Source organism: Micromonospora echinaurantiaca, from assembly GCF_900090235.1.
Lineage (GTDB): Bacteria > Actinomycetota > Actinomycetes > Mycobacteriales > Micromonosporaceae > Micromonospora > Micromonospora echinaurantiaca.
The window spans coordinates 5,912,958-5,938,996 of sequence record NZ_LT607750.1 but is presented as its reverse complement, the minus strand read 5'-3'; the positions used below and the strand labels follow the sequence as shown (position 1 = coordinate 5,938,996).

At 71.8% G+C, this 26,039-nt stretch carries 28 protein-coding genes and 1 tRNA gene; 11 read left to right on the top strand and 18 right to left on the bottom strand.

Features of this window, described 5'->3' with window-relative positions; translation table 11 throughout:
- Positions 1 to 153 precede the first annotated feature (153 nt).
- On the bottom strand, positions 154 to 861 hold the full coding sequence (locus GA0070609_RS26855) for an RDD family protein (RefSeq protein ID WP_088996365.1): 708 nt from the start codon (positions 859 to 861) through the stop codon (positions 154 to 156).
- Positions 862 to 872: 11 nt separating this feature from the next.
- The gene (hppD, locus tag GA0070609_RS26850; RefSeq protein WP_088996364.1) at positions 873 to 2,078 is read right to left on the bottom strand and encodes a 4-hydroxyphenylpyruvate dioxygenase; all 1,206 of its coding nucleotides are present in this window, start codon (positions 2,076 to 2,078) and stop codon (positions 873 to 875) included.
- 143 nt (positions 2,079 to 2,221) lie between these two features.
- Here hppD and GA0070609_RS26845 point away from each other — a divergent pair, with 143 nt between their 5' ends.
- The 6 genes from GA0070609_RS26845 (at position 2,222) to GA0070609_RS26820 (ending at position 8,665) form a co-directional block, all read left to right on the top strand.
- Positions 2,222 to 2,710, top strand: a complete 489-nt coding sequence (locus GA0070609_RS26845) for an Lrp/AsnC family transcriptional regulator (protein ID WP_088996363.1) — start codon at positions 2,222 to 2,224, stop codon at positions 2,708 to 2,710.
- 76 nt (positions 2,711 to 2,786) lie between these two features.
- Positions 2,787 to 4,232 carry an outer membrane protein assembly factor BamB family protein gene (locus tag GA0070609_RS26840; protein WP_088997991.1) on the top strand — a complete coding sequence of 482 codons (1,446 nt, stop codon included), beginning with the start codon at positions 2,787 to 2,789 and terminating at the stop codon, positions 4,230 to 4,232.
- Positions 4,233 to 4,299: 67 nt separating this feature from the next.
- Positions 4,300 to 5,970, top strand: a complete 1,671-nt coding sequence (locus tag GA0070609_RS26835) for a fumarate hydratase (protein WP_088996362.1) — start codon at positions 4,300 to 4,302, stop codon at positions 5,968 to 5,970.
- A gap of 82 nt (positions 5,971 to 6,052) precedes the next feature.
- Complete coding sequence (locus tag GA0070609_RS26830; RefSeq protein WP_088996361.1) at positions 6,053 to 6,457, top strand: hypothetical protein; 405 nt, start codon at positions 6,053 to 6,055, stop codon at positions 6,455 to 6,457.
- Positions 6,458 to 6,466: 9 nt separating this feature from the next.
- Positions 6,467 to 6,988 carry a hypothetical protein gene (locus tag GA0070609_RS26825; RefSeq protein ID WP_088996360.1) on the top strand — a complete coding sequence of 174 codons (522 nt, stop codon included), beginning with the start codon at positions 6,467 to 6,469 and terminating at the stop codon, positions 6,986 to 6,988.
- Between the two features lie 276 nt (positions 6,989 to 7,264).
- The gene (locus GA0070609_RS26820; RefSeq protein WP_088996359.1) at positions 7,265 to 8,665 is read left to right on the top strand and encodes a class II fumarate hydratase; all 1,401 of its coding nucleotides are present in this window, start codon (positions 7,265 to 7,267) and stop codon (positions 8,663 to 8,665) included.
- Between the two features lie 95 nt (positions 8,666 to 8,760).
- On the opposite strand, the gene GA0070609_RS26815 is transcribed toward GA0070609_RS26820, so the two are convergent.
- Positions 8,761 to 9,309 (bottom strand): CGNR zinc finger domain-containing protein, encoded by a 549-nt coding sequence (locus GA0070609_RS26815; RefSeq protein WP_088996358.1) that lies wholly within the window; start codon positions 9,307 to 9,309, stop codon positions 8,761 to 8,763.
- A gap of 85 nt (positions 9,310 to 9,394) precedes the next feature.
- Between GA0070609_RS26815 and GA0070609_RS26810 the strand changes: the two genes are divergently transcribed.
- Together GA0070609_RS26810 and GA0070609_RS26805 are read left to right on the top strand one after the other, a co-directional pair.
- Positions 9,395 to 10,369, top strand: coding sequence for an EamA family transporter (locus tag GA0070609_RS26810; RefSeq protein WP_088996357.1), 975 nt, complete (start codon positions 9,395 to 9,397; stop codon positions 10,367 to 10,369).
- Positions 10,370 to 10,443: 74 nt separating this feature from the next.
- Positions 10,444 to 11,154 carry an HAD family hydrolase gene (locus GA0070609_RS26805; protein WP_088996356.1) on the top strand — a complete coding sequence of 237 codons (711 nt, stop codon included), beginning with the start codon at positions 10,444 to 10,446 and terminating at the stop codon, positions 11,152 to 11,154.
- A 67-nt stretch (positions 11,155 to 11,221) separates the two neighbouring features.
- Here GA0070609_RS26805 and GA0070609_RS26800 read toward each other — a convergent pair whose 3' ends face one another.
- The 3 genes from GA0070609_RS26800 to GA0070609_RS26790 form a co-directional block, all read right to left on the bottom strand.
- Positions 11,222 to 12,367, bottom strand: a complete 1,146-nt coding sequence (locus tag GA0070609_RS26800) for a hypothetical protein (RefSeq protein WP_088996355.1) — start codon at positions 12,365 to 12,367, stop codon at positions 11,222 to 11,224.
- A 241-nt stretch (positions 12,368 to 12,608) separates the two neighbouring features.
- Positions 12,609 to 13,667, bottom strand: a complete 1,059-nt coding sequence (locus GA0070609_RS26795; RefSeq protein WP_088996354.1) for an IS110 family RNA-guided transposase — start codon at positions 13,665 to 13,667, stop codon at positions 12,609 to 12,611.
- A gap of 251 nt (positions 13,668 to 13,918) precedes the next feature.
- Complete coding sequence (locus GA0070609_RS26790) at positions 13,919 to 14,599, bottom strand: IclR family transcriptional regulator (protein ID WP_088997990.1); 681 nt, start codon at positions 14,597 to 14,599, stop codon at positions 13,919 to 13,921.
- A gap of 259 nt (positions 14,600 to 14,858) precedes the next feature.
- Between GA0070609_RS26790 and cysS the strand changes: the two genes are divergently transcribed.
- Entirely contained in the window at positions 14,859 to 16,274 is a 1,416-nt protein-coding gene (gene cysS / locus GA0070609_RS26785) for a cysteine--tRNA ligase (protein WP_088996353.1), read from the top strand.
- Entirely contained in the window at positions 16,274 to 17,404 is a 1,131-nt protein-coding gene (gene rlmB, locus GA0070609_RS26780; RefSeq protein WP_088996352.1) for a 23S rRNA (guanosine(2251)-2'-O)-methyltransferase RlmB, read from the top strand. The genes cysS and rlmB overlap by 1 nt, the downstream gene beginning before the upstream one ends.
- Before the next feature lie 60 nt (positions 17,405 to 17,464).
- Here rlmB and GA0070609_RS26775 read toward each other — a convergent pair whose 3' ends face one another.
- Positions 17,465 to 18,556: an ABC transporter ATP-binding protein gene (locus GA0070609_RS26775; RefSeq protein WP_109901243.1), complete on the bottom strand. Its 1,092-nt coding sequence runs from the start codon at positions 18,554 to 18,556 to the stop codon at positions 17,465 to 17,467.
- Between the two features lie 342 nt (positions 18,557 to 18,898).
- Between GA0070609_RS26775 and GA0070609_RS26770 the strand changes: the two genes are divergently transcribed.
- A tRNA-Thr gene (locus tag GA0070609_RS26770) sits at positions 18,899 to 18,975 on the top strand.
- 73 nt (positions 18,976 to 19,048) lie between these two features.
- Here GA0070609_RS26770 and GA0070609_RS26765 read toward each other — a convergent pair.
- The 11 genes from GA0070609_RS26765 to GA0070609_RS26715 form a co-directional block, all read right to left on the bottom strand.
- Positions 19,049 to 20,290 (bottom strand): tyrosine-type recombinase/integrase, encoded by a 1,242-nt coding sequence (locus tag GA0070609_RS26765; RefSeq protein WP_088996350.1) that lies wholly within the window; start codon positions 20,288 to 20,290, stop codon positions 19,049 to 19,051.
- Positions 20,290 to 20,490 (bottom strand): excisionase family DNA-binding protein, encoded by a 201-nt coding sequence (locus GA0070609_RS26760; protein ID WP_231928426.1) that lies wholly within the window; start codon positions 20,488 to 20,490, stop codon positions 20,290 to 20,292. Before GA0070609_RS26760 ends, GA0070609_RS26765 begins: the two co-directional genes overlap by 1 nt.
- A gap of 31 nt (positions 20,491 to 20,521) precedes the next feature.
- Positions 20,522 to 22,306, bottom strand: coding sequence for a replication initiator (locus GA0070609_RS26755; RefSeq protein ID WP_088996349.1), 1,785 nt, complete (start codon positions 22,304 to 22,306; stop codon positions 20,522 to 20,524).
- Positions 22,306 to 22,569 (bottom strand): hypothetical protein, encoded by a 264-nt coding sequence (locus tag GA0070609_RS26750; protein WP_088996348.1) that lies wholly within the window; start codon positions 22,567 to 22,569, stop codon positions 22,306 to 22,308. The genes GA0070609_RS26755 and GA0070609_RS26750 overlap by 1 nt, the downstream gene beginning before the upstream one ends.
- Positions 22,566 to 23,405 (bottom strand): DUF2637 domain-containing protein, encoded by an 840-nt coding sequence (locus GA0070609_RS26745; protein WP_088996347.1) that lies wholly within the window; start codon positions 23,403 to 23,405, stop codon positions 22,566 to 22,568. The genes GA0070609_RS26750 and GA0070609_RS26745 overlap by 4 nt, the downstream gene beginning before the upstream one ends.
- Entirely contained in the window at positions 23,392 to 23,688 is a 297-nt protein-coding gene (locus GA0070609_RS26740) for a hypothetical protein (protein ID WP_088996346.1), read from the bottom strand. The genes GA0070609_RS26745 and GA0070609_RS26740 overlap by 14 nt, the downstream gene beginning before the upstream one ends.
- Positions 23,685 to 24,089 (bottom strand): RRQRL motif-containing zinc-binding protein, encoded by a 405-nt coding sequence (locus tag GA0070609_RS26735; protein WP_088996345.1) that lies wholly within the window; start codon positions 24,087 to 24,089, stop codon positions 23,685 to 23,687. Before GA0070609_RS26735 ends, GA0070609_RS26740 begins: the two co-directional genes overlap by 4 nt.
- Entirely contained in the window at positions 24,086 to 24,385 is a 300-nt protein-coding gene (locus GA0070609_RS26730; RefSeq protein WP_088997988.1) for a hypothetical protein, read from the bottom strand. The genes GA0070609_RS26735 and GA0070609_RS26730 overlap by 4 nt, the downstream gene beginning before the upstream one ends.
- Positions 24,385 to 24,822: a DUF6197 family protein gene (locus GA0070609_RS26725; protein ID WP_088996344.1), complete on the bottom strand. Its 438-nt coding sequence runs from the start codon at positions 24,820 to 24,822 to the stop codon at positions 24,385 to 24,387. Before GA0070609_RS26725 ends, GA0070609_RS26730 begins: the two co-directional genes overlap by 1 nt.
- A gap of 84 nt (positions 24,823 to 24,906) precedes the next feature.
- Positions 24,907 to 25,116: a hypothetical protein gene (locus GA0070609_RS26720; protein WP_088996343.1), complete on the bottom strand. Its 210-nt coding sequence runs from the start codon at positions 25,114 to 25,116 to the stop codon at positions 24,907 to 24,909.
- A complete protein-coding gene (locus tag GA0070609_RS26715; RefSeq protein ID WP_088996342.1) occupies positions 25,113 to 25,970 on the bottom strand; it encodes an FtsK/SpoIIIE domain-containing protein in 858 nt (285 codons plus the stop codon). Before GA0070609_RS26715 ends, GA0070609_RS26720 begins: the two co-directional genes overlap by 4 nt.
- Positions 25,971 to 26,039 lie beyond the last annotated feature (69 nt).

The following is a 26,039-nucleotide window of genomic DNA, read 5'->3' as shown; positions in this document are numbered from 1 at the left end:
CTGCGGGGCTCGCAGGCCCGGCTCACTCCTCGCGCTCACTGCGCTGCCCCGGTTCCCGACTGCGGGGCTCGCAGGCCCGGCTCACTCCTCGCGCTCACTGCGCTGCCCCGGTTCCCGACTGCGGGGCTCGTGGACCCGGCTCACTCCTCGCGCTCACGGAGCAACCTTAACGACGACCGTGCCGGCGAAGCGGTCGTGCAGGCACTGCTGCCACGGCTTGTCCCACAGCTGCCACAGTCCGTCGAGGTAGCCGAGGCCGGGAACCAGCCCGCCGACCTGCTGCACCAGGAACCGCCGCACGGCGGCCCGCCGGTCCAGCGAGCGGTCCGGGTCCAGCGGTACGACGCGCAGTTTCATGACCTTCTTGCCGTAGGTCTGGCCGGTGCGGAACATCATCTCGACGTAGTAGACGTAGGCGACCACGAACGAGATCGCCACGATGGCGAGTTCCATCCAGAGGAACGGCACGAGGAAGTCGCGCCACAGGTCCGGTTGCGCGACGGAGCCGTCCGGGGCGATCCGGACCAGGTCGGGCAGCACGACCGCGAAGAAGATAATCAACGCCGGCACCGCGAGCACGAGCCCGACGCCGTAGAAGACCGCGGCGTCGACCAGCGCGGCCAGCAGCCGGTCGGTGAAGCTGGCCAGCGGCTGCCCGGCCGGGGTGAGCGTCGGCGCCGGGCGGGGCGGCCCGACCGGACCCGGCGGCGGGACCCACCCGGGCGGCGGGTGACAGGCCGGGGTGAACTGCGGCGGCACCGCGTACCCCTGAGGGGTGGGACCGGCGGGCGGCGCGAAGCCGCCGGCGGTGGGCGCGGGCCCACCCGCCGGCGGCGTCGGGTACGTCGAAGGCTGCGTCACGCTCGACAGTGTTACAGGTTGCCGCGCTTCTCCTGCTCCCGCTCGATGGCCTCGAAGAGCGCCTTGAAGTTGCCCTTGCCGAAGCCGAGCGAGCCGTGCCGCTCGATCAGCTCGAAGAAGACGGTCGGCCGGTCCTGCACCGGCTTGGTGAAGATCTGCAGCAGGTAGCCGTCCTCGTCCCGGTCGACCAGGATCTTGCGGGACTTCAGCTCCTCGATCGGCACCCGCACCTGGCCGATCCGGGCGCGCAGCTGCGGGTCGTCGTAGTAGGAGTCCGGGGTTTCCAGGAACTCCACGCCGGCGGCCCGCATCGCGTCCACGCTGGCCAGGATGTCGTTGGTGGCGACCGCGATGTGCTGGGCGCCCGGGCCCTGGTAGAACTCCAGGTACTCGTCGATCTGCGACTTCTTGCGGGCGACCGCCGGCTCGTTCAGCGGGAACTTCACCTTGCGGGTGCCGTTGGCGACCACCTTGCTCATCAGCGCCGAGTAGTCGGTGGCGATGTCGTCGCCGATGAACTCCGCCATGTTCGAGAAGCCCATGACGCGCTTGTAGAACTCGACCCACTCGTCCATCCGGCCGAGTTCGACGTTGCCGACGACGTGGTCGACGGCCTGGAAGAAGCGCTTCGGCTGGACGCCGGCGTCGATCATCGGCTGCCGGTCCACGATCGGCCCGCGGGCCACGAAGCCGGGCAGGAACGGGCCGGTGTAGCGGGATCGGTCGACCAGGGTGTGCCGGGTGTCGCCGTAGGTGGCGATGGCGGCCAGCCGGACGGTGCCGTGCTCGTCGCTGACGTCGTGCGGCTCGACCAGGCCGGTGGCGCCCTGCGCGGTGGCGTGCGCGTACGCGGCGTCGACGTCCGGCACCTCCAGCGCGATGTCGCTGACCCCGTCGCTGTGCCGGGCGACGTGCTCGGCGCCCTCGGCGTCCGGGCGGACCGCGCCGGTCAGCACGAACCGGGCCGAGCCGCTGGTCAGCACGTACTGGGCGTGGTCCCGGTAGCCCTGCTCCGGGCCCCGGTACGCCACGCAGGTCATGCCGAACGCGGTGGAGTAGTAGTGGGCGGCCTGCTTGGCGTTGCCCACCAGGAAGTGCACGTGGTCGAGTCCCTTGACCGGGAACGGGTCACGGCTGATGTCGTGGTCGACCGCGCCGACGAGCGCGTCGACGTCGACCTCCTCGGTCGGGGTGGGTCGGTCGATCGCCTGGGTCATGGTGGCCTCCCTTGCGTACCGGCCGGCCTCATGGGCCGTCGCCGTGCGGATGTTCCTCCGCCGAGCATCGCGGTGACCGGCGTCACTGGGCAACTGGCTGCGGGATCGCTGGTCAGGTTGCGCATTCAGTAGGGTGTTCACCCATGAATGGTGGTCAGGGTGTACAGCTAGACGAGCTTGACGCCAGGTTGATCGAGTTGCTCGCCGAGGAGCCCCGGATCGGGGTGCTGGAGTGCTCCCGGCGGCTCGGCGTGGCCCGCGGCACCGTCCAGGCCCGGCTCGACAAGCTGGTCGGGCGGGGGGTGATCGGCGGGTTCGGGCCGGACATCTCGCCGGCCGCCATCGGGTTCGCGGTGACCAGCTTCGTCACGTTGGAGATCAGCCAGCGGCACGGGCACGACCCGGTCGCCGCGCACCTGGCCGCGATCCCCGAGGTGCTGGAGGCGCACACCATCACCGGCTCCAGCGACCTGCTCTGCCGGATCGTGGCCCGCTCGAACACCGACCTGCAGCGGGTGATCGACCAGATCGTCTCCTACGAGGGCATCACCCGCGCCTCGACGATCATCGCGCTGGCCGAGCAGATCCCCTACCGCACCCTGCCGCTGGTCCGTTCCGCCGCCGGGCGCTGACCGGCCGGTCGAGAAAGCGCGGCGACACGCGGCGCGGGAACCCGGGAGCACGGTGATCGTGACTACCGTGTCCGGTGTGGCTAAGGGGAGCGGCCTCGGCGTGCGTGGCGGGTTGCTGCTCGCGCTGATCGTGGTCGTCGTCCTCGCCGCGACCGGGGTGTGGAACCCGTTCCCCACCTTGTGGGACTGGGTCGACCGGAGCGAGCCGATCGCCGAGCCGGACGTGGTCTGGCAGCAGCGGATCGGCGGCACCCCGCGCAGCGTCACCATCGCCGGTGCCACGGTGGTGGTCGAGCAGCGTACCCGGGTGGAGGCCCGGGCGCTGGGCACCGGCAGCCAGCTGTGGGAGCGCAAGGCGGACTGGTCGGCGGTGGCCGGCGGCGACCGGGACGCCGTCGTCGTCGTGGGCAAGCTGCTGGTCAAGGGGTACGAGGTGCTCGACCCGACCACCGGGGTGACCCGCCGGCGCGACGACGACGCGGTGGCCGTGTGGACGTACCGCAACCTGCTGCTGGACGCGCACTGCGTCGACGCCACCGACTGCACGCTGAGCGCCTGGGACCCGCGCGGCAGCACCCCGCTCTGGACGGCCTTCATGCCCGGGGTGCGCAGCGGCCTGCTCGGCGACAACCCGGGCCTGCTCGGCACCCGCCGGCTCGACGCGGTGCGGATCGACGAGGAGGTGGCCGGGCCGGAGCCGGTGCCGCCGCTGCTCGGCTTCCCGGTGGACGGCCGGGTGCACGTGGTGGACACCGCCACCGGCCGGGTGCTGCAGAACGTCGAACCGGGCCGGGACGAGCGGCTCTCCGTGGTCGGCGGCCGGATGCTGCGGATCACCGCCCGGTCCCAGGACGGCAGCTGCTACTTCGCCATCTCCGGCCGGGACCCGGCGACCGGCCAGGAGACCTGGCGGCGCTCCGGGATCAACCTGCGCACCGCCGACAGCGCCGGCTGCGTCCAGCGCGAGGACCCACAGGGGGCGCGGAGCGTGCTGATCGGGGTGGCCCCGGACGGCCGGGAGGCGGTCCTCGACGGGTACGACGGGCGGCTGCTCTGGGTCGGCGCCGAGGGGGAGCGGCTGCTCGCCGTCGACGACCGCTACGCGCTGGCCCGGACGGCCGACAAGAGCACCGTCGTGAACCGGGAACTGGCCGGCGGCCAGGTGCGGTGGCGGCGGCCCGCCGGCGCGAAGGCCGGTGCCGCGCTCACCCCGTACGCAGCGCTGGTCGCCGACGAGAAGCCGTCCCGGCTGGTGGCGCTCGACCCCCGGAGCGGGCGGGAACTGGCCGTGCTGCGGACCGCCGCGAACGCGCTGGCGGTCGGCCCGAACGGCATGATCATCGGGGAGGGGCGGGAGATCGCGTACGTGCGCTTCTCCGGCGCGGCGGGGGCGCCCCCGCCCACCGGGAACGGCGGCGTCCCCAACCCGGGCAGCACCGGCCAGGTGGTCCCGGAGCCGGTCGACAGCTGTGGCCCGAAGCGGGAACTCTGCCCGGACCCCGACCGGGGCAAGGACGGGTGAGAGCGGCGTCCCAGGACGCACCCGGCGGGTGGGACCGTTCGACCGCTCTGCCCTAGGCTTGCCGGTCATGAGCAGTGCCGCCGCCTTCTCGTACGCTCCCCTGCTGCCGACCGGTCCCGACCAGACGGAGTACCGCCTGGTCACCGACGAGGGCGTCGACGTCGTCAACGGCCCCGGAGGTCGCCGGTTCCTCACCGTGGAGCCGGCCGCGCTCACCGCGCTGACCGCCGAGGCGATGCACGACATCGCGCACTTCCTGCGTCCCGCGCACCTGGCTCAGCTGCGCTCGATCATCGACGACCCGGCGGCCTCGCCGAACGACCGGTTCGTCGCGCTCGACCTGCTGCGCAACGCCAACATCGCGGCCGGCGGCGTGCTGCCGATGTGCCAGGACACCGGCACCGCGATCGTGATGGGCAAGCGCGGCCGGCACGTGCTCACCGACGGCACCGACGCCGAGGCCATCTCCCGCGGCGTCTGGCAGGCGTACACCCGGCTGAACCTGCGCTACTCGCAGCTCGCCCCGCTGACCATGTGGGAGGAGCGCAACACCGGCAGCAACCTGCCGGCGCAGGTGGAGCTCTACGCCGAGGACCCGGACGGCCACCCGGACGCGTACAAGTTCCTCTTCATGGCCAAGGGCGGCGGTTCGGCCAACAAGTCGTACCTCTACCAGGAGACCAAGGCGCTGTTGAACCCCACGCGGATGATGCAGTTCCTGGAGGAGAAGCTGCGGCTGATCGGCACCGCCGCGTGCCCGCCCTACCACCTGGCGATCGTCATCGGCGGCACCAGCGCCGAGTACGCCCTGAAGACGGCCAAGTACGCCAGCGCCAAGTACCTCGACGCGCTGCCCACCGCCGGCGCGATGACCGGCCACGGCTTCCGGGACCTGGAGCTGGAGGCCGAGGTGCTGGAGCTGACCCGCAACTTCGGCATCGGCGCGCAGTTCGGCGGCCGCTACTTCTGCCACGACGTGCGGGTGGTCCGGCTGCCCCGGCACGGTGCCTCCTGCCCGGTGGCGATCGCCGTCTCCTGCTCGGCCGACCGGCAGGCGGTCGCCAAGATCACCCCGTCCGGGGTGTGGCTGGAGCGCTTGGAAACCGACCCGGCCCGCTACCTGCCGGACGTCACCGAGGCGCAGCTGGACAGCTCCGAGGTGGTCCGGGTCGACCTCAACCGGCCGATGGACGAGATCCGCGCCGAGCTGTCCAAGTACCCGGTGAAGACCCGGCTCTCGCTGACCGGCCCGCTGGTGGTGGCCCGGGACATCGCGCACGCCAAGATTGCCGAGCGGCTGGACGCCGGCGAGCCGATGCCGCAGTACCTGCGCGACCACGCGGTCTACTACGCCGGCCCGGCCAAGACCCCGGAGGGCTACGCCTCCGGCTCGTTCGGCCCGACCACCGCCGGGCGGATGGACGCGTACGTGGAGAAGTTCCAGGCCGCCGGCGGCTCGCTGGTGATGCTGGCCAAGGGCAACCGGTCCGCCCAGGTGACCCGTTCCTGCCAGCAGCACGGCGGCTTCTACCTCGGCTCGATCGGCGGCCCGGCCGCCCGGCTGGCCCAGGACTGCATCAAGCACGTCGAGGTGCTCGAATACCCCGAGCTGGGCATGGAGGCGGTCTGGAAGATCGAGGTGGAGGACTTCCCGGCGTTCATCGTGGTCGACGACAAGGGCGAGGACTTCTTCGCCGAGGTCACCAAGCCCGTCCTCACCATCGGCAGCCGCCGCTGACCGGCATTCGGTTTCTTACAATTCTCAGATTGCTTAGAAGTCTCCTCGGTCTGTAGAGTCTGCAGATCGAGGAGGTTCCGCCATGCCGCAGGTTGAGGTCGATGACGGCACGGACGACTACCTCACCTTCGCGGCAAGTATCGCTGGTATCACCAAGGGTGAGGTGGTGGCGCGCCTGGTGGCCCAGGCGCGGGCCGGATCCGTGCCAGCTCCAGAGGAGAACGCCGACCAGGAGCCAGCGTCCGTACGCGTCTACGCCGACTACGCCGGCCACCGCACCTACGGCTTGTTCGTCCCGGGACCTGGACGGATCGAGATCACTTCCGGTCCGCTGTCCGGTCGATCGTTCCGGACGCCGAGTCAGGCGGCGCGGGAGATCGTGAAGCACTACAACCCCGACGTCTCGCCGCACCGCAACGGTTGGAGCTTCTTCGCCCTGGTGTCAACCGGGGCCCCGCTGCAGACCCTGCGGTACAGAGCGGTCTGAGGGGGCGACGTGGGACTGCACATCTTCGTGGACGAGACGAAGGAACGCGGCCTGAAGCTGGCGGCTGCCGTCGTCGAATCCGACGATGTCGCCGGTGCGCGGCAGACCGTCGGCCGCCTAACTCTGCCCGGCCAGCGCCGCATCCACTTCTGCAAGGAACGGGACGAGCGGCGCCGCAGCATCCTCACCGCGATCAGGCGGCTTCCGGTAGCCGTCACCATCTACGACGCCGCAGCCTTCCGCTGCCACAAGCAGGCCCGGGCGGCTTGCCTGCGAAGCCTCGTCGCAGACGCCGCCAAGGCGGAGCGTCTCGTGCTGGAGTTGGACGAATCCCGTCTCAAGGCTGACCGTGAGCTGCTCAACCTGCAGCTGCGGCGGACCGGCCTGGCGGGGCAGCTACGGTACCACCACCTGCGGGCCAAGGACGACTGTCTCCTTGCGATCCCGGACGCGGTGGCCTGGTCGTGGGCCAAAGGCGGGGAGTGGCGCTCGATGGTCCATCCGATGGTGCGGGATGTCCAGCGCCTCTGAGGGGCCGGAAGCGCGAAACCCGGCCCACCCACCGTCCGGAAGGCTGCCGGGTTCACTTCCAGGTAGCTACTGCTCCTGGCGACCGTAATGATACCCCTTGACGGCCGGACGCTCACCTGCCGCGAGATGCCCACTCGCACGAGTGGGCTGGCGCGCTGGCGTTCGTCGCGGACGGAGACGCCGGCGGGACATGGGCGGCCCTGTCCCGCCGAGCTGCGCCGGTCCGCTGGACGCGATCATCTGCACGGTGCCGTCGGGCGCGGCAGGATGGAACGCGTGACGACTCCAGAGGCGACGGGATACCGGATCGAACGCGACTCGATGGGCGAGGTGGAGGTGCCCGCCGAGGCGCTGTGGCGGGCGCAGACCCAGCGCGCGGTGCAGAACTTCCCGATCTCGGGCCGGGGCATCGAGCCGGCCCAGATCCGGGCGCTGGCCCAGATCAAGGGGGCGGCGGCCGAGGTCAACGGCGAGCTGGGGGTGATCGACGCGAACGTGGCGTCGGCGATCGCCGCGGCGGCCGCGCACGTGGCCGACGGCGGCTACGACGACCAGTTCCCGGTCGACGTCTTCCAGACCGGGTCGGGCACCTCGTCCAACATGAACACCAACGAGGTGATCGCCACCCTGGCCAGCCGTGAGCTGGGCCGCGACGTGCACCCGAACGACGACGTGAACGCCTCGCAGTCCAGTAACGACGTCTTCCCGTCCTCGATCCACCTGGCCGCGACCGAGGCGGTGGCCCGCGACCTGCTGCCCGCGCTGGACCACCTCGCCGGGGCGCTGGAGGCCAAGGCGGAGGAGTTCGAGACGGTGGTCAAGGCGGGGCGTACCCACCTGATGGACGCCACGCCGGTGACCCTCGGGCAGGAGTTCGGCGGTTACGCCGCCCAGGTCCGCTACGGCATCGAACGGCTGGAGGCGGCGCTGCCCCGGCTGGCCGAACTGCCGCTCGGCGGCACTGCGGTGGGCACCGGCATCAACACCCCGCTCGGCTTCGCCGCCGCCGTGATCGCCAAGCTGCGCGAGTCGACCGGGCTGCCGCTCACCGAGGCCCGCAACCACTTCGAGGCGCAGGGCGCCCGGGACGCCCTGGTGGAGACCTCCGGCCAGCTGCGTACCGTCGCGGTCGGGCTCTACAAGATGGCCAACGACATCCGCTGGATGGGTTCCGGCCCCCGGGCCGGCCTGCGCGAGCTGCGCATTCCCGACCTCCAGCCGGGCTCGTCGATCATGCCGGGCAAGGTCAACCCGGTGGTCTGCGAGGCGGTCCGGCAGGTCTGCGCCCAGGTGATCGGCAACGACGCGGCGGTCGGGTTCGCCGGCTCGCAGGGCGACTTCGAGCTGAACGTCATGCTGCCGGTGATGGCCCGCAACATCCTGGAGTCGATCCGGCTGCTGGCCGCGTCGAGCCGCCTGCTCGCCGACCGCTGCGTGGTCGGCCTGGTCGCGGACGCCGAGGTCTGCCTGGCGTACGCGGAGGGCTCGCCGTCGATCGTCACCCCGCTGAACCGGTACGTGGGCTATGACGAGGCCGCCTCGATCGCCAAGGAGGCGCTGGCCAAGCAGATCTCCATCCGCGAGGTGGTGATCGCCCGCGGGCACGTGGACTCCGGCAAGCTCAGCGAGACCCAGCTGGAGGAGGCGCTCGACCTGCTCCGGATGACCCACCCCTGAGTCCGGCCCGCACGCCGGCGGGGCGGTGGCACCCAGGGGTCAGCGTCGGGCGGCGGCCTTGAGTCCGGCCCGACGGCGGGGCGGGTGTCGCGGCGTCAGCGCTGGGCGGCGGCCGCCTTGCGGGCCCGGTAGGCGCTGACCGCGGCCCGGTTGCCGCAGCTGGCGTCGCAGAACCGGCGGGAGCGGTTCTTCGACAGGTCGACCAGCACGTCGTCGCAGCCGGGACGCTCGCAGGTCCGCAGCCGGCTCAGCTCGCCGCTGCGGACCAGGTCGGCGATCGCCATCGCCGCCTCGACCGCCATCCGGGTCGCCAGCGGCGCGTCCCGGGGCACGGCGTGGATGTGGTACGGCTCGTCGTCGTGCGTGATGAGCTGCGGCAGCGCGTTGTGCTCGCGGAGCAGGCCGTTGACGATCCGGACGATCTCGTCGGTGTCGGCGTGCCAGATCCGGCGGAGCCGGGGGCGTAGCTCGCGTACCGACTCCAACTCGGCCTCGGTGTGCTCGTGCCGTCCGCTGTAGGAGTGGGCCACGAAGAAGGCGTCCAGCGCGGCGACGTCGGGCAGGCCCTCGCCGTCGGTGCCGTCGGTGTTGACGAGTGCCGCGGCGGCGATCAGGGAACATTCGGTGTCATGAGCGAAGAGCAACTTGACTCCTGTCGGGGTGCCGGCCTAGCGTCATCGGCATAACCATAGTTTGCCCATGACGGCCCGCTCGTGCCAAGGAGAGCTCATGCGTCAACCACCCGCCGCCGGGGTCGGCCTCGGCCTGGCCCTGCTCTCCGCGGTCACCTTCGCCACCTCCGGCACGTTCGCCCGCTCGCTGATCGAGGCCGGTTGGTCGGCTCCCTCCGCCGTGATCGCCCGGGTCGGCATCGCCGCGCTGGTGGTGGCCGTGCCGGCGGTGATCTCGTTGCGCGGAAAGTGGCACGTGCTGCGTCGTAACCTCGGCGTGCTCGGCGTCTTCGGGCTGCTCGGGGTGGCGCTCGCCCAGGTCTGCTTCTTCAACGCGGTCCGCTACCTGCCGGTCGGCGTCGCGCTGCTGCTGGAGTACCTCGGCATCATCCTGGTCGTCGGCTGGACGTGGCTGGTCCACGGGCAGCGTCCCCGCCGGTTGACCGTGGGCGGTTCGGTGGCCGCCCTGGCCGGGCTGGTCTTCGTCCTCGACCTCACCGGCGCCGGCCGGCTCGACCCGGTGGGCGTGCTCTGGGGCCTCGGCGCGGCGGTCGGCCTGGCCGGCTACTTCGTCCTGGCCGGCCGGGTCGACGCCGAGCTGCCCTCGGTGGTGATGGCCAGCGGCGGGATGGCCGTCGGCGGCGCCATCCTGCTCGCGGTCGGGCTCACCGGCGCGCTGCCGCTGCACGCCACCTTCGGCGACGTCACCTTCGCCGGGCAGGTCACCAGCTGGCTGGTGCCGATCGCCGGCCTCTCCCTGGTGGCCGCCGTGGTCGCGTACCTGAGCGGGATCGCCGGCGCCCGGATCCTCGGCCCCCGGCTGTCGTCCTTCGTCGGGTTGACCGAGGTGATGTTCGCGGTGCTCATCGCCTGGCTGGTGCTGGCCGAGCTGCCGACGCTGGTGCAGCTGTTCGGCGGTGCGCTGATCGTCGCCGGCGTCGCCCTGGTCCGCCTCGACGAGCTGCGCGGGACAGACCTGGTGCCGGCGGCGGACACCGATCCGGCCCGACCGGTCCTCGCCGCCGACCGCTGATCCTCCCGATCTGGTGGTCGTGGCGCCCCCCCGGCGGGGTCGCCGTCCCGCCCAGGGGCTGCCACAGTGGTCGCGTGCTGACCACCGTGGTGTTCGACGCGGACGAGACCCTGCTGGACCTGCGCCCCGCGGTGACGGGCGGGCTGGTCGCCGTACTCGAGGAGATGCGGCGGCTGACCCCGGCGGCGGCCGGCGTGTCCCTCGCCGACCTGGAGTCGGACTGGGACGCGGTCTTCGGCGCGCACAGCGCGGAGCCGGTGCAGGAAATCCGCCGGGCGGCGCTGGCCCGGTCGTTGGCCCGCGCCGGGCTCGGTGACCACCTGGACGAGCTGGCGGCGCTCTTCTTCGCCCACCGGTTCGCGCTCACCCGGCCGTTCCCGGATGTGCGGCCGGCGCTCGCCGCCCTGCGGGAACGCTGGACGCTCGGCTTCGCCACGAACGGCAACAGCCGCGCCGAACGCTGCGGGCTCGCCGGCGAGTTCTCCTTCGAGCTGTACGCGCACGAGAACGGCCTGCCGAAGAAGCCCGCGCCGGACTTCTACGCGGCGGTGGTCGAGGCGGCCGGGGTGCCGGCCGCGCAGGTGGTGTACGTCGGCGACTCGCTGGCGCACGACGTGGCCGGACCGCAGCGGGCCGGCCTGCGGGCGATCTGGCTCAACCGGCTCGGCCTGCCCCGACCGCCCGACGTCCACCCGGACGCCGAGCTGGCCACCCTGGCCGACCTGCCGCACGCCCTGGTGGAGCTTGAACAACTCCGGATCGGCGATCTGGGGGCATCCCGCTGACGCGGATACCGCCACATCGGCGATACGGAGTCGATCACCTCGCGCGGCGTGCGGCCCGCGGCCGAGGTCAGCGTCGCCGGCCGCGTGCGGCCAGGGCGGACCGGACCTCCCGCAGCACTCCCGGAAAGTCGCGGTGCAGCCGGCGGCTGGTCACGTGCAGCACCAGCCAACCGGCGCTCACGAGCTGGTTGAGCCGCCGGCGGTCGGCGTGCAACTGGTCGGCGTCGGCGTGCCAGTGTCCGTCGTACTCCACGGCGGCCCGGCACTCTGGCCAGGCGAGATCGGGGTGAAGCACGAGGCCGTTCGGCAGGCGGACGGGGTGCTGCACGACCGGCCGGGGCAGCCCGGCCAGCACCAGCCGGACCCGCAGGTGGGACTCCGGCGGCGACTGTGCCCCCGGATCCGCCAGGCCGAACACCCAGCTCGCCCGCCGTCCGCCGGGTCGCTCGGCGTTGTGGGTGGCGACGTCCGCCAGCGCGGCGCGGGTGGTCAGCCCGCGTGCCAGCAGGCTGTCGACGATGCCCACCGCGCGGACCGGGTCGAGCCAGACGGCCGTCTCCCACGCTGCCGCCCCCGGATCGGACCGCTGCAGCATGCCGACGCTCACCGGTGGGCGGTGAGCGACTGGCTCGGACCCTCGGTGGGTGCCGACCTGCCCAGCGGCACCCGCCGTCGCAGCGAGGCGGCCGGCGGCGGAGTCGCCAACGCCGGGCCGGTCGCCAGCGGCGGGCCGAGTGCGGACGCCGGGCCGGTCGCCAGCGGCGGGTCGGTTGCCGATGCCGGGCCGGTTGTCGACGGCGGGCCGATCGCGGTCGCCGGAACGGTCGCCGGCACCGCGGCCTCCGGCGACGTCGGCGGTGGGCGGGAGCGGTCCGACGGAATGCACCCGGATGCCACGCTGCGAGTCGACCCGGATCGTCCGCGGTACCAGCACGTGCACCTCGTCGGTGAACGACGCCGCGTGTTCGATGCCGTGCAGGTATGCGGCGGACGGGCCGGCGATTGCCGCGTCGGGCGGTAGGCGCAGGAGGGCGGCCCGGCAGGTCAGACCGTGATCCCGGTCGAGCCGGGCGTCGGCGTACACGTCGTGCAGCAGCCGGATCCAGGAGGCGCTGCGGAGCTGATGTCTGGTGAGCAGGCCGCGGCGGATGGCGTCGGACCCGCGGAAGACCTGCCAGGCGAGAGAATCCGGCCGGTAAGGGTGAGGGGGCATGTCCCGAGCCTGGTGGCTGCGGTCCGCCCGTCGGCACCCCTGTGGACAACGGGCGGGTGCCGGTCGGCGGGAGCCTGTGGACAACCACGTCGGCCGCACGTCGTCGTGGTATGGATGATCGACTCCGAGTCGCCGGAGTGGCGGTGTCCGGGCCACGGCATGCCCCCATGCCGGGGTTGTGGAGTCGATCAAGCCGGCGTGAACCTGCCGGCGCGCCGGGCCGGTGGCGGGCAGGACGCTCCTATGCCGCGTCAAGTGGTTGGGGTGGGGTTTCGAGGCGTCGGTAGAGCTCTCGGGCGATGTAGCGCTTGAGGCAGCGTTTGATTTCGCGGTCGGTTTTGCCTTGGGCGCGGCGGCGGTCGGCGTAGGCGCGGGTGGGTTCGTCGCGTTGGAGGCGGGTCAGGGCGATGGTGTGTAGGGCGCGGTTGAGTTGGCGGTCTCCTGAGCGGTTGAGGCGGTAGCGGATGGTCTTGCCGGAGGAGGCGGGGATGGGTGCGGCGCCGGCGAGCATGGCGAACGCGGCGTCGTTGCGGCAGCGCCCGGGGTGGGACCAGGCGGTGAGCACGGTGGCCGCGACGATCGGTCCGACGCCGGTCAGCTGCAGCAGGTCCGGTCGCCAGGAACGCACGATCGTCCGGATGGCTTTCTCGTGCTCGAGGGCTTCGGCTTCGAGGAAGCGGACGCGGCGGGCGAGGTCCCGCAACACGGTCAAGCTCGTGAACACGTCCACCTCCGCGCTGGTGGTGGGACGTAGTCGGGTGGCGGTGGTGAGCATGAGGCGGGTGCTCTGGCCACGGAAACGGGCCCGCACGACCTCCGGGGCGGTGATCACCAACGCGTGCAGCTGCCGCTGGGCATCGGCGCTGGCTTCCACGGCTGCCCGGCGTGCGGTCAGTCGTGCCTGCAGCGCGGCCCGTTCGGGTCCGGTCTTGGGCTGCGCCAGGCGGGTGCGGGCCAGGGCGTCGCGGGCAGCCCGTTCGGCGTCGATCGCATCGGACTTCGCCCCGGCACGGCGCGCCGGTCGCACCGGCCGGTCCAGTTCCACGACCAGCTCACCGGCATCGGCCAGGTGCCGGGCCAGGCCGGCGCCGTAACCGCCGGAGCCTTCCAACGCCCAGGCCCGCAGCCCTGAGTGCTGCTCGGCCAGAGCCACCAACTCGGCATAGCCGTCCGGGTCGGTGTTCACCGTGGCCCTGGCCAGAACACCGCCAGTGCGGGTGTCGAGCAGCGCGGCGGTGTGAGTGTCTTTGTGGGTGTCGACGCCGACGACGACCTCGACCAGATCTGCCAGCATGGACATGCGTTCTCTCCTCACCGTGGGGACGCAAGGGTCCGGTCCGGTGCGGAGATGGCAGGACTGTGATGAGACACGCCAGCCGCTAACTGGCGGTCAAGCTCCTGATCAGGCCAAACGTCTCCCGCCGGGCCGGCGTCGGCAGCAGCAGACGGACAAGTCCCGCCAAAGGCACCAAGCCAGTCAGACGAAGAGTCACGCCCACTGCTGCCGACCATCAGCCCATCACCAGCGGACCGACCAAGCCAGCCTCACAGTCAGGCGAGGGCGGTGGCGATGGCCTCGGCGGCGGCGAGGACCTGGGCGCCGACCGCGCCGGTGTCCAGCGGGGCCAGCGCCACCACTCCGACGCTCGCCTCCAGGCCGGGCACCCCGAGCACCGGGGCGGCCACCCCGTACGCCCCGGACTGGAGTTCGCCGGCGCTGCTCACCGGGCCGGCGGCGCCCGACCGGCCGGCGAGGATGGCCCGCCCGGCCGCCCCGCGCTCCAGCGGATGCCGGGCCCCGGTCCGGTACGCGACGTGGAACGACGTCCAGCTCGGCTCGACCACCGCGATGGCGACCCCCTCGCCGCCCTCGACGACGGTCAGGTGGGCGGTGGCGCCGGCCTGCTCGGCGAGCCGGCGCAGCGCGGGCAGCGCCCCCTCGGCGAGCAGCGGCTGGGCCCGCCGGGCCAGGTGCAGCACCCCGGCGCCGAGGCGCAGCCGGCCCTCCCCGTCGCGGCGCAGCATGCCGTGCCCGGTCAGCGCGCCGACCAGCCGGTAGACCGCGGCCCGGCCGATGCCCAGCCGGTTCGCCGCCTCGGTGACGGTCAGCCCACCCGGCGCGTCGGCGACGAGGTGCAGCAGCCGCAGCCCCCGGTCCAGGGTCTGCGCGGTCTCGCCGCCACCGGACGCCCGGTCGCCGGGTGCCTGGGCGGAACGGTCGCCGGGTGCCAGGGCGGAACGGTCGACGGGTGCCAGGGCGGAACGGTCGACGGGTGCCGGGGCGGGGTGGTCGCCGGGTGGCGGGGCGGGACGGTCGCCGGGCTGACCGGTTCCGGGCGTCGAGCCCGGCGCCGGTCGGCCGCCCGCCCGGCCGCCCGGCCGGGTGGTCAGGTCGCCGGGCTCGCCGGGTCGCGCCGCCGTGTCCACAGCACGCAGCGTACGGCCCGGCTCCCGTCAACCCGGGAACCGCCCGGACGGCTACCCTTGTACGGTGACGCTACGCCTGTATGACACCGCCACCCGATCGGTGCGGGACTTCGTCCCGCGGGAAGCCGGCAAGGTGGGGGTCTACCTGTGTGGTCTCACCCTCCAGGCGCCGCCGCACATCGGCCACCTTCGTTCCGGGGTCAGCTACGACGTGCTGCGCCGCTGGCTGCTGGCCTCCGGCTACGAGGTCACCTTCATCCGCAACCTGACCGACATCGACGACAAGATCCTGGTCAAGGCGACGGAGCGGGAACGGCCGTTCTGGTCGATCGCGTACGTCAACGAGCTGACCCTGGCCGCGGCGTACCGCGAGCTCAACGTGCTGCCGCCGACGTACGAGCCGCGGGCCACCGGGCATATCCCGGAGATGCACGAGCTGATCGCCACGCTGATCGCCGACGGGCACGCCTACCCGGCGCTCGACGGCTCCGGTGACGTCTACTTCGACGTCAGCTCCTGGCCGGCGTACGGTTCGCTGTCCGGCCAGTCGCCGGACGCCATGCAGTCCGCCGGCGACGCCCCCGACCGGGGCAAGCGCGACCCGCGGGACTTCGCGCTCTGGAAGGGCGTCAAGCCCGACGAGCCGGCCGACGCCTACTGGCCGTCGCCGTGGGGGCGGGGTCGGCCGGGCTGGCACATCGAGTGCTCGGCGATGTGCTGGCGCTACCTCGGCGCCGAGTTCGACATCCACGGCGGCGGGCTCGACCTGATCTTCCCGCACCACGAGAACGAGCTGGCCCAGTCCCAGGCGGCCGGGCTGCCGTTCGCCCGCTACTGGGTGCATCACGGCCTGCTCAGCATCGGCGGGGCCAAGATGGGCAAGTCGCTGGGCAACACCCTCGACCTGGCGTACGTCGACTCGCTCGGGGTGCGCCCGGTCGAGCTGCGCTACTACTACGCCGCCGCGCACTACCGCTCGCTCATCGACTACTCCGAGGACGCGCTGCGCGAGGCGGCCACCGCGTACCGGCGGATCGAGGGCTTCGTGCAGCGGGCCGCCGAGCGGGTCGGCGCCGGCCAGCTCGGTGAGCTGCCGGCCGGGTTCGTGGCGGCCATGGACGACGACCTGAACACCTCCGCCGCGCTGGCCGTGCTCCAGGCCGTGCTCCGCGACGGCAACACCGCGCTGACCGCCGGCGACGATGTGACCGTCCGCACGACGCTCGCCACCGTCCGCGCCATGCTGGATATCCTCGGCGTCGACCCCCTGGACCCGGCGTGGACCGGTGATGGCCGGTCCGACGACCTGCGCGGCGTGGTGGATTCGCTGGTCGCGCTCGCGCTTGAGCAGCGCGCGCAGGCCCGCGGCCGCAAGGACTGGGCCGCCGCCGACGCGGTACGCGACCAGCTCAAGCAGGCCGGCGTGGTGGTCGAGGACACCCCCCAGGGCCCCCGTTGGACTATTGGAGAGCAGGACTGATGGCCGGCAATTCCCAGCGCCGTGGCCGGCGACTGACGCCGAAGGCGGGCGCCCCCAAGGGCTCCGGCGGCAAGAACCGGGAAGCCCTCGCCGGGCGCGGGCGTACCCTGCCCGCCGACGAGCGGCCCTGGCACAAGGCGTACTCGGGCACCGAGAAGCTGCCCCAGCGCACCGCCTGGAAGCAGGAGAAGGAGCGCCGGTCGGCCGCCGAGGAGGGGCGCGCCCCGAAGATCGGTCAGCCCGGCACGAAGGACACCACCTGGGGCAAGGGTGGTGGCCGGGGCGTGCCGGCGGGCGGTCGCGGGGCGGCCGGCCGGGGTGGCAAGGCCGGCGGCGGCCGGGGTGGGCCGCGGGTCGCGCCCGGGCGCAAGTTCAACCCGGCCAAGGACAGCCCCGAGCTGCTGGTCGGCCGGAACCCGGTGCTGGAGTCGCTGCGCGCCCAGGTGCCGGCGACCGCCCTCTACACCGCCCAGGGCATCGACATCGACGACCGGGTCAACGAGATCGTCCGCACCGCCGCCGACCGGGGCATCGCGATCCTGGAGGTCAGCCGAGCCGAACTGGACCGGATGACCGGTGGCGTGCTGCACCAGGGCGTCGGGCTCCAGGTCCCGCCGTTCGCGTACGAGCCGTTCGACGACCTGGTCGCCGCGGCCCTGGAGCAGACCGCCCCGCTGCTGGTGGCGCTGGACGGGGTGACCGACCCGCGCAACCTCGGTGCGGTGATCCGGTCCGCCGCCGCCTTCGGCGCGCAGGGGGTGTTCGTACCGGAGCGGCGGGCCGCCGGGATCACCGCGACCGCCTGGCGGACCAGCGCCGGCGCGGCCGCCCGGGTTCCGGTCGCCCAGGTGACCAACCTGACCCGGTCGCTGAAGGCCTGCCAGGACGCCGGGTTCGTGGTGGTCGGGCTGGACGCCGACGGCGAGACCGATCTCTACGACCTGGAGGCGGCCGTCGGCCCGCTGGTCGTCGTGGTCGGCTCCGAGGGCCGCGGGCTGTCCCGGCTGGTCGGGGAGACCTGCGACCTGACCGTGAGCATCCCGATGGTCTCCGAGGTCGAGTCGCTCAACGCCAGCGTCGCCGCGGCCGTCACCCTCGCCGAGGTGTCGCGCCGCCGCGCGGCCAGCTGAGCCACGACAGACGAAAGGGGCGGCCCGCCGATCGGCGGGCCGCCCCTTTTCGGTCGTACGTCAGATCCGCTTGCCGGTGGCGGCGTTGAACACGTGGCTACGGCCCTCGCGCGGCTTGACGAACACGGTGTCGCCCATGTTCGGCATCGTCCGCCGGTCGGTGCGGACGACGAAGCGCTCGGAAGCGCCACCCAGCGCGGCGTGGCCGTAGACGTTCGCGTCCGAGCCCAGGTCCTCGACCAGCTCGACCACGACCGGCATGCCGCCCTCGGTCGGGCTGACCAGGTCGCAGTCCTCCGGACGGAAGCCGACGGTCACCTTGCCGTCGCCACCCTCGGCCCGGGCCGCCTCGACCTGCTCCCGGGTGAGCGGGATGTTCATCTCGGCGAACGCGGCGCCCGAGTCGCTCAGCGGCACGGTCTTGATGTTCATGGCCGGGGAGCCCATGAAGCCGGCGACGAAGACGTTGGCCGGGGTGTCGTAGAGCGCCCGCGGGGTGTCCACCTGCTGGAGCTCACCGTCAAGCAGCACCGCGACCCGGTGACCCATGGTCATCGCCTCGACCTGGTCGTGCGTCACGTAGACGGTGGTGACGCCGAGCTTGGCCTGCAGCGAGGCGATCTGGGTACGGGTCTGCACCCGCAGCTTCGCGTCGAGGTTCGACAGCGGCTCGTCCATGAGGAAGACCTGCGGCTCGCGGACGATCGCCCGGCCCATCGCGACCCGCTGGCGCTGACCACCGGAGAGCGCCTTCGGCTTGCGACCCAGGAACTCCTCCAGCTGGAGCAGCGCGGCCGCCTCCTTGACCCGCCGGTCGATCTCCGACTTCGAGGTCTTGCGGAGCTTCAGGGCGAACGCCATGTTCTCGTACACCGTCATGTGCGGGTAGAGGGCGTAGTTCTGGAAGACCATCGCGATGTCGCGCGCCTTCGGCGGCAGGTGGGTGACGTCGCGGTCGTCGATGTAGATCGAGCCCTCGTCGACGTCCTCGAGGCCGGCGAGCATGCGCAGGCTGGTGGACTTGCCGCAACCGGAGGGGCCGACCAGGACGAGGAACTCGCCGTCGCCGATCTCCAGGTCCAGGGCGTTGACGGCGGGGCGCTCGGTGCCCGGGTAGATCCGGGACGCCTTCGAATAGGTGACCGTAGCCATGGTGGAGTGCTTCCTTTCACCGGCAGGAACGTGCCGGACGATCCGAGTGAAGGAGCGACCGGCACGATGCCGTGCCGGCCAACGGGCGACGTGCCGGTCACCGGGGGTGGTCGGGGTGTCGTCCGTGTCACTGCACGGTAAACGGTCTTGGCGGCGCTGCCAAGGCGCGCGTCGGCGGATGGGATCGACGACATACCGCATTACGGTCAGTCGGGCACGTCCGGACATCAATCGCCGCGAGGGTGGCCGGAGACCGTCGGGATGTTGACGTTTCCCGTGCTCGCAAGGCCTGCCGAGCGGGATATTCGGGCGTCGGTCGCTATGCTGACCACGACGCGACACGCCCCTGTAGCTCAGCTGGCCAGAGCACTCGCCTTGTAAGCGAGATGTCGCCGGTTCGATCCCGGCCGGGGGCTCCAAATCCACCAGGCAATTCGCGGCGGGCATCCGTGGGCGAGGGCCGGTTGACAGCAACGCTGACAGCAACCGCGCTCACGACAGCCGCCCGTCGAGCTTGCCAAGGGCCTGACGCATCGCGTCGAGGTTGGCGTGAGCGTAGACCTTCAGCGTGACCTTGACGTCGGCGTGCCGGGCGATGGCTTGGACGACGTGCGGCGGAACACCCAGCTCCATGAGCAGGGACACGACGGTGTGCCGGAGGTCGTGCAGGCGAACACCGGGCAGGCCGGCGACGTGCCGAAGCCGAGCGAACGAGCGGCTGAGGTTGGTCGGCTCCATCGGGGTGCCTCGCTCGGAGGGGAAGACCAGGTCGTGGTCCTGCCAGACCTCGGCCAGCGCCGCCCGCTCGGTCTGCTGGCGCTCCTGGTGCTCAAGGAGAGTGAGCCAGGTGACCTCGGGCAGCGGCAACACCGCTTCGGAGTCCTCGGTCTTGGCGTCCAGAACGTGGAGCTTCCCCGCCACCCGCTGGACGGTCTGCTGGACGCGCAGGGTGCCTTCGTCCAGGTCGACGTCCGACCAGCGGAGCCCGACCAGCTCGCCGCGCCGAAGACCCATCGTGGCCGCCACGACGTAGAGGGCGTGGAGCCGGTGACCGGCGGAGGCGGCGAGGATCTTGCGCACCTGGTCGACCGACAAGCCCTTGCCGACCTTGTAGCGGGGCGAGGGAACCCGGACGAGCTTGGCGACGTTGCGCGACACCAGCTCCTCCCGCATCGCGTGTTGGAGGGCGTTACGCAGCACGGCATGGACAAACTGAATCTGTCGGGCGCTCGGGTAACGCTCGCAGCATCGGCCGACGGAGCAGCATCGACGGTCGGCCGGACGGATCTGGTCGAGACCGTTGGTGCAGCAGAGGCACTTGCGCCGGAAGTCGTCCATGAATGCCTTGACGTGTTGTACCTGCAATCCGTCGAGGCGCTTGCTGCCGAGTGCCGGGATCAGGTGAAGCCGGACGGCGCTTTCGTAGCCCCGCGCCGTGGTGGGCTTGAGGTCGGTGACGTAGGCGGCCAGCCAGTAGGGCAGGTAGTCGGCGAGTTTCCAGGCCCGGTCGGGAACCGGTATGCCGCGTTGTGATCGTGATTTCAGCTCGACGAGCTTGGCGTGGGCTTCCTCCCAGGTGGCCCCGTAGACGAACTTGCGTTTGCGGGTGCCGTCGGTGGTGAGGACGTATGCCTGCCCGACCCAGCGGCCGTCGCTGGAGCGCTGGTAGATGGAGCCTTCGCCGTTGGGGTTGCGGCGGGCGGTGGACTGGCGTTGCTTCGGCTGTTTGGGCATCAGGCGGCTTCTTCCGTGAGCGTGGCGATCGTTTCGTCGATGGCGGCGGCGGGGATGAGGCGGCGGCTGCCGACCTTGAAGGAGCGCAGCCGGCCGGAGCGGATCAGGTCGTAGACGAGCGAGCGGCCAATGCCGAGCGCTCGGGCGGCTTCCTCCACGCGCAGCACGCGAGGAGTGATCGGGGTGGAGGTGTTGTCCAACTGGTGGCCTTCCTCGTGCGGCGGGACAGGATCAAGCGGCAGCCGGCGTGGTGCCGGCCGGGGTGGTGGCGTGTTCGTGGGCGAGTTCTTCGCGGCCGGTGGTTCGTCGTTCGCGGGCGAGGGCGGCGGCGGTGTTGGCGAGGAGTGCGTCTCCGGTGGTGTGCCAGCCGACGCCGGCGAAGGTGAGGGTGCCGACGATGAGGGTGGTGTCGTCGTCGAGGTGGTCGACGGCGCGAAGCTCGCTGCTGTGTTCGTCGGCCTGGTGGTGGTGTTCGTGCCGGCGGTAGGCGATGCGGGTGTCGCGCAGGAGTTGGAAGGTGACGGAGTAGCGGCGGCCTTTGGTGAGGAAGTGGCCGCCGTAGCCGAGCATGTGCGCCCAGCGCCGCAGGCGGGCGTACGGGTTTGTGCTGGCCGGTTTCGCCGGTTGGGCGTCAAGGGCGGCTTGACGGGTGGCGGTGCAGGTGGGGCAGGCGGCGTAGCGGGTGTGGGTGCCGCAGTCGGGGCACTGCCATGGCTGGACGAAGCCGGGTGTGGGCCGGTGGTCGCGGGGCCGGTCGAGCAGGGGCCGGGGTGTGTGGGTGGGTCGGCCGATGCGCCAACAGGCGTCGATGAGGCGGGCGGTGTGGTCGCCGTCGGGGTCGGCGTAGTCGCCGATGGTGTCGGCGGTTAGGCGGGTGCTGGTGTGCCCGGTGGCCTCGGTGCTCTTGGTGGCGTACTTGGCAAGGTAGCCGGCGACCATGCCCTCGGTGACGTCACCGTCGATCCCGGTGCTGATGGGGCGGATGTCGAGCTGCTCGCCCCATCCGATGAGCCACCCGTCTGGCCGGTCGGGGTGCGGCGGGGTGTGGAAAGCGACCTGGGCGGCGGCGTGCCGGAACGCGTCGACCAGGTCGTCGACGGTGAACCCGGCCGGTGGGGGAACGATGGCATCGGGGTCCTGGCCGTTGACGCCGTCGAGGCGGGCGATGGCGTGGAAGTGCACGGCTCCCCGGGCTTGCAGTTCGGCGACCTTGCCGGGCGAGAGCCGCACGGGCGGGACCTTGCGGATGTTGCCGGACTCGGTGATGACCTCGACGCGAGGGATGCCGCGTTGGCGGGCGAGTTTGGCGAGCCATCGTTCCGCGGCTTGTTTGGTGCGGTGCCACAGCTCGCCGGAGAAGATGTTCCAGACGACCTGGTGATCGTGGTCGTAGCAGTCCAGGCACAACGGCTGCCCGAGCACCGCGTCCCCGGCCTCATGGCGTGCCCAGCAGACGGCGGGCCGGCCGTGGGCGCAGCCGCCAACGTCGCGGCGGGCGTGGCAAGGTTCGGCGCGGCAGTCGCAGCGGCGGCGACTGCCACAGGTGTGCCGCTTGACAACCCGAGCATGCACGGGGCCAAACGACGGAGCCGTGAACGTCGGAAACACCGCCGGATGCGAGGCGACCGTCTCTGGCACGCCCTTGCCGCCGACCAGGCCGGCGCGCAGGAGCTGGAACGCGTCGCGCTGGTAGGTCTGTGCACACGACGGGCAAACGGTGGCGCGGCGGTTCCCGCACGCGGTGTAGATGGCCGAGTCGGGCATGGCGTCGGTGTGCCGCTGGCCGAGAACCCGCCCGGTCGACGCCTCAACGGTCAAGAGGCTGCCGGCGAGACGGATAGGCCGGGTGCAGCCGGCGGCGGCGCGGACGTGGTCCAGCCAGCCGAAGTAGTCCGGCTGGGTCGCGCGGATGAACGCGGAGCCGGCGGCGGTGTAGGCGTAGACGGGGATGGTGTCGGCGTTCGAGCCCACACCCCGGGCCGTGGTCCGGGGTGTGAGGTCCAGCGTCGACGCCATCAGGCGGCCACCTCGGGCCGGGTGGTGATGGTGTGTTGGGTGACGATGAGCCGGCAGGCGCCGCACTGGCGGTCGACCGGCTCGTGCCGATAGCAGGGAATGGTGGCGGTCACCTGGCCACAGCGGATGGTGACCGGGGTCCGGCAGGGGCCACCGGGGATGACATGGATGACCGTGCGTCGGGTGTCGAAGGGGTGCGGCTCGCCGGGCCAGGCCGGGCAGGAGTGGGTGACCTGCTCGATGTCGACGACGTGAATGGTCATCGGGCACCACCAGCGACCGAGGTGCCGTTGACGGCCGAGGTGTGGCCGGCGAGGGCGTGCAGCAGTTCCCGGGCGATGTCCGGGCCGACCGAGAGCAGGCCGGCGAGTTCGTCGACGGTGATCGGGCGGCCGTGGCTCTGCTCGTGACGGCCGATGACGAAGCGGGCGGTGGGCACCAGGTGCGCCGGCACTTCCGGCCGGACGATGGGTGCCGGGGTGACGGGCGCGGCGATGACAGCCGGCGTAGCCGGCGGTGGGGTGTCGACGGCCGGCGACGCGGCCGGGTCGGTGTCGACGGCCGGTGCGGTTGCCGGCCTGTCAGCGGGTTCACTGGCCGAGTCATCCTTGGCGGCCAGGTCACGGGCGGCGGTGAGCAGCGCCGAGGCTTCGGCTTCGATGGCGGCGAAGTCGGGTCGGATACGTCCGGCGACGAGTTCGACGCCGATGACGAGGACGACGACCAGGGCGAAGACCAGCCGCAGGCCGAGGCTGCCGGGTGAGGCGAAGTTGATGGTGGCCGACAACAGCGCGGCACCGGAGAAGACAACCAGTGCTCCGCGCTTGGCATCCTTCGCGATGCCGGAGGTGCGGACGACGGTCAGCATCGACACCATCGCGGCGTCGAAGATCAGCGGCACCAGGTAGGCGAAGTAGCCGGCGTTCTGGGTCCACAGGTAGTGGGCCTGGTGCAGGTAGCTGGTCGCCAGCGCGCCGAGCAGGACGAACCGGTTGTACCGCTTGATGGATGCAATCGCCTTCAGCATGGTGGGCACCGCGTTGCGGACGTACTCGGCGGCGAACTGTTCAGTGACAGTGGTCGGGTCAGTGGTGGGCATGGGGAGTCACCTCCGGAGCCGGAACCGTGTCGAGGGGGATGAGGTCGACCACGCCGGAGCAGTGGGCGCACATGATCGGGGCCAGCCCACGGGCGGCAAGTTGCTGCCGGAAGCAGGGCAGGCAGGTGAAGTCGGCCGGGAACAAGCCCTCGCCCTCGCAGAGGATGCAGCGGCCGAGGCAGACCGGGCAGGGCTTGTAGACGGGGCCGAGGACGTCGTGAATGCCGGCGGGGGTGCTGCCCTCGATGCACCACAGGCACGGGTCGGACAGGTGGAAGGTCATCGGGTGCCTCCGTCGTGGCAGTCGAGGCAGCAGCCGTAGCGGCGGGGGATGTAGTAGGGCTGCACCAGGCCGCAGAGGCGGCAGGTACGGCGAGCCCGAAGGGCTTTGGCGATGGCCTCGCGCTGGGCCGGGGTGGCGGTGCGTTTGGGTGCGGCGAGGTCGAGGCGGTAGAGGTAGGCGACGCGCTTGCCGCGCCGCCAGAGGATCTGGGCGACCGGGTCGTGACCGCCGGGACGAAGGCCGGCGGCGCGCAGCTGCCGGCGGGTGGCCAGCCCGTTGGGCGCGGCCTGGTAGGGGAAGGTGGGGAACCCGTAGCGGGTGCCGGCCGGGTCGTAGAACTCGACCCGGATGCCGGTGCGCTTGGCGAGTGCGTCGAGGTCGACGCTGCGAAGGTCGGTCATGACTGGCCTCCCCAGCGCTGCTGGGCGGCCTGCTTGCTGATGCCGAGCCGCTGGCCGATCTCCGCCCACGAGTAGCCGAAGGCCCGCAGGCCCATGACGGCCTCACCGATCGCCTCATCGAGCTGGGCGGACAGGGCGACCAGGTCGCGGAGGGCTTCCACGTCACCGGCGGCGACGCGGCGGCCGTGGGCGCGGATGATCCGGCGAGCGAAAGCGGCGAACTCGTCGTTCTCGACGACCTCACGCCGCTTGCGCCGGGTAGGGGTATGCGTCAAGGACGCCTTGACGGTGAACATCACCTCTCGCCTCCCTGCGTGTGGAGGCGGTCCCACTCCTTCGCGGCACCCTCAAGGGCCGCGATCACCGTCTCTGCCGTGCACAGCGGGTCGTCGTTCCAGGAGTAGGGGGAGGTGTGGTCGTCGATGACGTAGCCGTCCTCGTCGACGAGGAACAGCGGGTAGTGGATGTCGAGGTAGTCGACGAATGCGGCGAGCGCGGCGAGGTAGTCGGCCAGGGCGTCGCCGTCGAGCTGGGAGAAGTGCTCCACGGTGTGGCCGGCGCAGGCGATGCCGATGGCCCCGGCGGCACACGCCGGCGGGGTCGGGGTGTCGATGGTGGTGTCGTAGTAGGTGCCCTGGTGCCAGCCATGCCGGCGCAGGTAAAGGGCAGCCATCCGCAGCAGATCAGCAGTGGTGACCTGCGCGGCGGTGGGCGGTTTCTGGGTAGCCTTCATGGCAGCCACGTCCTTTCGGGGCCGTTGGTGGAGGTCGGCAGGACCAGCGGTTGCTGGCAGGCGTTGACTGGTCCTGTCGACCGGTTACGAGGAGCGGAGCCGCAGGTAGCGACGGTGACGGGTGTCCTCCGGCCCCATCTGATGCGGGGCGGAGACGAAGACGAGCCGGCCGGTACGGCTGGCGGCCTGGAGCATCACGGCCAGGTCGTCCGGTGAGCCGACGATCCACATTTCGGTGTATTGGGCGGCGCGTTGGTTGCTGGCGCGGGCGTAGGCGCGTTCGCGGGTGGTCATGCCACGGCCTCCCATTCATCCGGGGTGCCGGTCGGGGTGGGTCGGCGGATCCAGGCGGCGTAGTCGGCGATGCCCGAGATTTGGGCGTCGGTGAGGTAGGCGACCTTGATGCGGCGGGGAACGCCGCCTTCGGCGATGAGGTAGGCCGCGCCCTGGTTGGTCGGGGCGATGTCGGTAGCGGAGTAGCCCTGCTCGGCCCACCCGTGGCCCAGGACGATGTTCGACGAGTTCGGGGTGGTGCACCGGAACGCGGCCCGGTAGCCGAACAGGTCCCGCAGCGACGTGGGGATGATGTCGAAGCTCGGCCGCTGGGTGGCGGCCACGACCGGGATGCCGGCGGCCCGGCCACGGGCGACCAGGTCGCGGAGCAGGGCGACGAACTCTTCCTGCTCCTGCTTGCTGCCGACGGTCGCGGAGTAGAAGGCGATCTCGTCGACGAGGACGGTGATGACCGTCAGCCCGTCGGCTGCGGTGAGCTTGCGGCGCCCGTGGGCGCGCAGCCAGGCGTAGCGGTTGTTCATCACCATTTGGAGCCGTCGCAGGACGGCCAGGGCTTCGGTGATGTCGGGGCCGATGAAGGCGTCGGCGCAGTCTTCCCACTGCCCGAGTTCGACGAGCTTGCCGTCCAGCAGGACCAAGCGGGAGTCGACGGAGAGGGCGGCGTGGGCGGCGATGCAGTTGAGCAGGCCGGACTTACCGCCGCCGGGCTCACCGCCGGCGAGGAGGTTGCGGTAGGCGAGGGTGATGTAGACGGGTTGGCCGAACTCGTCGATGCCGATGAAGATGGGGTCGAACATCGACAGGCCAGGACCCACCGGCACGCCTCTGGTGGGGGCGGTGGCTGTGGTGGTCATCGTGTGCCCTCCTTGGGCGGTTGGTGGGCGCGAGGAGCCACACGAACGAGCCCGTAGGGCTCCCCGCGT

What these genes read in the sequence shown, in the direction of transcription:
- hppD (WP_088996364.1), bottom strand. Translation starts at nt 2,078, where the DNA reads ATGACCCAGGCGATCGACCGACCCACCCCGACCGAGGAGGTCGACGTC.
- GA0070609_RS26845 (WP_088996363.1), top strand. Translation starts at nt 2,222, where the DNA reads ATGAATGGTGGTCAGGGTGTACAGCTAGACGAGCTTGACGCCAGGTTG.
- GA0070609_RS26835 (WP_088996362.1), top strand. Translation starts at nt 4,300, where the DNA reads ATGAGCAGTGCCGCCGCCTTCTCGTACGCTCCCCTGCTGCCGACCGGT.
- GA0070609_RS26830 (WP_088996361.1), top strand. Translation starts at nt 6,053, where the DNA reads ATGCCGCAGGTTGAGGTCGATGACGGCACGGACGACTACCTCACCTTC.
- GA0070609_RS26810 (WP_088996357.1), top strand. Translation starts at nt 9,395, where the DNA reads ATGCGTCAACCACCCGCCGCCGGGGTCGGCCTCGGCCTGGCCCTGCTC.
- GA0070609_RS26800 (WP_088996355.1), bottom strand. Translation starts at nt 12,367, where the DNA reads ATGCCCCCTCACCCTTACCGGCCGGATTCTCTCGCCTGGCAGGTCTTC.
- GA0070609_RS26795 (WP_088996354.1), bottom strand. Translation starts at nt 13,667, where the DNA reads ATGTCCATGCTGGCAGATCTGGTCGAGGTCGTCGTCGGCGTCGACACC.
- rlmB (WP_088996352.1), top strand. Translation starts at nt 16,274, where the DNA reads ATGGCCGGCAATTCCCAGCGCCGTGGCCGGCGACTGACGCCGAAGGCG.
- GA0070609_RS26775 (WP_109901243.1), bottom strand. Translation starts at nt 18,556, where the DNA reads ATGGCTACGGTCACCTATTCGAAGGCGTCCCGGATCTACCCGGGCACC.
- GA0070609_RS26765 (WP_088996350.1), bottom strand. Translation starts at nt 20,290, where the DNA reads ATGCCCAAACAGCCGAAGCAACGCCAGTCCACCGCCCGCCGCAACCCC.
- GA0070609_RS26755 (WP_088996349.1), bottom strand. Translation starts at nt 22,306, where the DNA reads ATGGCGTCGACGCTGGACCTCACACCCCGGACCACGGCCCGGGGTGTG.
- GA0070609_RS26750 (WP_088996348.1), bottom strand. Translation starts at nt 22,569, where the DNA reads ATGACCATTCACGTCGTCGACATCGAGCAGGTCACCCACTCCTGCCCG.
- GA0070609_RS26745 (WP_088996347.1), bottom strand. Translation starts at nt 23,405, where the DNA reads ATGCCCACCACTGACCCGACCACTGTCACTGAACAGTTCGCCGCCGAG.
- GA0070609_RS26740 (WP_088996346.1), bottom strand. Translation starts at nt 23,688, where the DNA reads ATGACCTTCCACCTGTCCGACCCGTGCCTGTGGTGCATCGAGGGCAGC.
- GA0070609_RS26735 (WP_088996345.1), bottom strand. Translation starts at nt 24,089, where the DNA reads ATGACCGACCTTCGCAGCGTCGACCTCGACGCACTCGCCAAGCGCACC.
- GA0070609_RS26730 (WP_088997988.1), bottom strand. Translation starts at nt 24,385, where the DNA reads ATGTTCACCGTCAAGGCGTCCTTGACGCATACCCCTACCCGGCGCAAG.
- GA0070609_RS26725 (WP_088996344.1), bottom strand. Translation starts at nt 24,822, where the DNA reads ATGAAGGCTACCCAGAAACCGCCCACCGCCGCGCAGGTCACCACTGCT.
- GA0070609_RS26720 (WP_088996343.1), bottom strand. Translation starts at nt 25,116, where the DNA reads ATGACCACCCGCGAACGCGCCTACGCCCGCGCCAGCAACCAACGCGCC.
- GA0070609_RS26715 (WP_088996342.1), bottom strand. Translation starts at nt 25,970, where the DNA reads ATGACCACCACAGCCACCGCCCCCACCAGAGGCGTGCCGGTGGGTCCT.